4 protein-coding genes and 1 pseudogene are annotated in these 3,195 nt (G+C 46.9%); all 5 read left to right on the top strand.

Annotation, left to right across the window (positions count from 1 at the left end):
- Positions 1-425, top strand: a pseudogene (locus ACWHAR_RS19585) (nitrilotriacetate monooxygenase); the annotation flags it as partial.
- 13 nt (positions 426-438) lie between these two features.
- Complete coding sequence (gene snaB, locus ACWHAR_RS19580) at positions 439-936, top strand: sulfur-containing aminoacid acetyltransferase SnaB (RefSeq protein WP_014478464.1); 498 nt, start codon at positions 439-441, stop codon at positions 934-936.
- Between the two features lie 24 nt (positions 937-960).
- Positions 961-1,755 (top strand): amino acid ABC transporter substrate-binding protein, encoded by a 795-nt coding sequence (locus tag ACWHAR_RS19575; RefSeq protein ID WP_003227109.1) that lies wholly within the window; start codon positions 961-963, stop codon positions 1,753-1,755.
- Between the two features lie 22 nt (positions 1,756-1,777).
- Positions 1,778-2,452, top strand: coding sequence for an amino acid ABC transporter permease (locus ACWHAR_RS19570; protein WP_003227111.1), 675 nt, complete (start codon positions 1,778-1,780; stop codon positions 2,450-2,452).
- Between the two features lie 12 nt (positions 2,453-2,464).
- On the top strand, positions 2,465-3,195 hold a 731-nt coding region (locus ACWHAR_RS19565; protein WP_452087582.1), incomplete at its 3' end, for an amino acid ABC transporter ATP-binding protein.

Here is a 3,195-nt window from a genome sequence, read left to right as displayed (position 1 = left end):
AAATTCTCCAAAATTACTTGGGCGGAATTGATTTGTCGGCATATCCGCTTGATGGGCCGCTGCCGAAGCTTGACGCCGAAGCTTCCAATGCGGTGAAGAGCCGCTTCAAGCTTGTTCAGGAGATGGCTGAACGTGACAATATGACGATACGAGAGCTTTACAAATACGTTGCAGGCTCCAGAGGCCACCATATCTTCGTCGGCACGCCGGAGCAGCTCGCCGACAAAATGCAGGAATGGGTGGATACGAAAGCGTGTGACGGGTTTAACATCATGCCTCCGCTTCTTCCAGAAGGAATTGAAGTGTTTGTTGATCAAGTGGTTCCGATTTTACAGGAGCGCGGCGTGTTCAGAAAAGAATATGAAGGCACAACATTACGAGAGCACTTCGGTTTGGAAAAGCCGGTAAACCGCTATGCAAAGTAAGGAGGAACGCTAGATGAAGCCACAATATCGCCTTGCAGTTGAACGTGATGCCGAACAGCTTCTCGCGCTGACATTGCGGGCTTATGAACCGATTCGAAAGCTCGGCATTCGTTTTGCCGCCGCTCATGCGGATTTAGATTTGGTGCTGCAAAATATTCGAAAAAACGCTTGCTACGTCATGGAAGAAGACGGGCGGATCATCGCGACCATCACCTTGAGAATGCCTTGGGGAAAACAGCCGGGACCGTATGGCGTTCCGCATATCTGGTGGTTTGCTGTGGACCCCGACACCGGAAAAAAAGGAATCGGAACAAAGCTGCTTCAATGGCTGGAGGAAACAATCCTTCGCGATACGTTAAAGGTTCCGTTTGTCTCACTCGGAACAGCGGATAAGCATCCGTGGCTGATTGAGATGTACGAACGAAAAGGATATGTCCGCTCAGGTGAACAAGACCTTGGAAAAGGGCATATCACAGTCTATATGAAAAAACAATTGCGACATGATCTATAAAAATAGAAAAGGCGGGAAAATCAAATGAAGATGAAAAAATGGACAGTGCTGGTCGTTGCTGCATTATTAGCGGTGCTCTCAGCTTGCGGCAATGGAAATAGCAGCAGTAAAGAGGATGACAATGTGCTTCATGTCGGTGCGACAGGACAAAGTTACCCATTTGCTTATAAAGAAAACGGAAAGCTGACAGGCTTTGACGTTGAAGTGATGGAAGCGGTCGCTAAGAAAATTGACATGAAACTGGACTGGAAGCTGCTTGAATTCAGCGGGCTGATGGGAGAGCTTCAAACAGGCAAGCTTGACACCATTTCCAACCAGGTAGCTGTGACAGACGAACGTAAGGAAACGTATAACTTTACGAAACCATACGCTTATGCGGGAACACAGATTGTCGTCAAAAAAGACAATACAGACATCAAATCAGTAGACGATTTAAAAGGCAAGACAGTAGCAGCCGTTCTCGGTTCAAACCACGCGAAAAACCTTGAAAGCAAAGATCCTGATAAAAAAATCAATATCAAAACGTACGAAACACAAGAGGGTACGCTGAAGGATGTTGCGTACGGCCGGGTAGACGCTTATGTCAACAGCCGAACTGTATTGATCGCGCAAATCAAGAAGACCGGTTTGCCATTAAAGCTTGCGGGAGATCCGATTGTTTACGAACAGGTTGCATTCCCATTTGCCAAGGACGATGCGCACGACAAGCTCCGCAAAAAAGTCAATAAGGCGCTAGATGAATTGCGTAAAGACGGAACACTGAAAAAACTCTCTGAAAAATACTTTAATGAAGATATCACAGTAGAACAGAAGCATTAAGAAACGGCGGTGACTCACCAGAATGAACACGATTGATTGGGAATTCATGATATCAGCGTTCCCGACTTTAATTCAGGCCCTTCCGATCACGTTGTTTATGGCCATAGCGGCTATGATTTTTGCCATTATCGGAGGACTTATTCTCGCACTCATTACAAAGAACAAAATTCCAGTGCTTCATCAGCTGTCAAAGCTGTATATATCCTTTTTTCGAGGCGTGCCGACACTGGTGCAGCTATTCTTAATCTATTACGGGCTGCCGCAGCTGTTTCCAGAGATGAGCAAAATGACAGCTCTCACAGCTGCCATCATCGGGTTAAGCTTAAAAAATGCAGCATATTTGGCAGAAATCTTCCGGGCCGCCCTCAATTCTGTTGATGACGGGCAGCTGGAGGCGTGCCTGTCTGTCGGTATGACAAAATTTCAGGCATACAGACGGATTATTTTGCCGCAAGCGATTCGAAATGCGATTCCGGCAACGGGTAATACATTTATCGGGCTCCTGAAAGAAACGTCACTGGCCTTTACATTAGGGGTCATGGAGATGTTCGCCCAAGGGAAGATGTACGCTTCAGGAAACCTCAAATATTTTGAGACGTACTTGGCGGTTGCGATCGTCTATTGGGTTCTTACCATGATCTACAGCATGTTGCAGGACTTGTTTGAACGTGCCATGAGCAAGCCATACCGGACTTAGAGGTGAAATCAGTTGATAACAGTAAAAAATATTCGCAAAGCGTTTAAAGATCTCGTCGTGCTCGACGGAATCGATCTAGAAGTGAAACGCGGAGAAGTGGTGGCAATCATCGGTCCGTCCGGTTCCGGAAAATCAACGCTTCTCCGGTGCTTAAATCTATTAGAGCGTCCGGATCAAGGCCTTATTGAAATCGGAGAAGCCAAACTGAACGCGGAAAAGTTTACACGCAAGGAAGCACATCGGCTTCGCCAGCAAACGGCCATGGTCTTTCAAAACTACAATCTGTTTAAAAATAAAACGGCTCTGCAAAACATTACAGAAGCTTTAATCGTGGCTCAACATAAACCACGCGACGAAGCGAAACGTATTGGAATGGAGATTCTGAAACAAGTCGGTCTGGAGCATAAGGCTGACAGCTATCCGATCACAATGTCCGGCGGCCAGCAGCAGCGAATCGGCATCGCGCGGGCGCTTGCGGTCAATCCGCACGCGATTTTGCTGGATGAACCAACGTCAGCGCTTGACCCTGAGCTCGTCACAGGGGTGCTTCAGGTCATCAAGTCCATTGCGGAAAAGCAAACAACGATGATCATTGTTACACACGAAATGGCGTTTGCAAAAGAGGTCGCTGATAAAGTGATTTTTATGGCAGACGGCCATATTATCGAGCAGGGAACGCCAAAAGAACTGTTTGACCATCCGAAAAACGAACGGACGAAACGATTTATCAAGCAGGTGGGAGA

The organism is Bacillus sp. LR--39, assembly GCF_053613335.1.
Note: the sequence above shows the minus strand (reverse complement) of the source record. Positions and strands in the feature narration are given on the sequence as shown.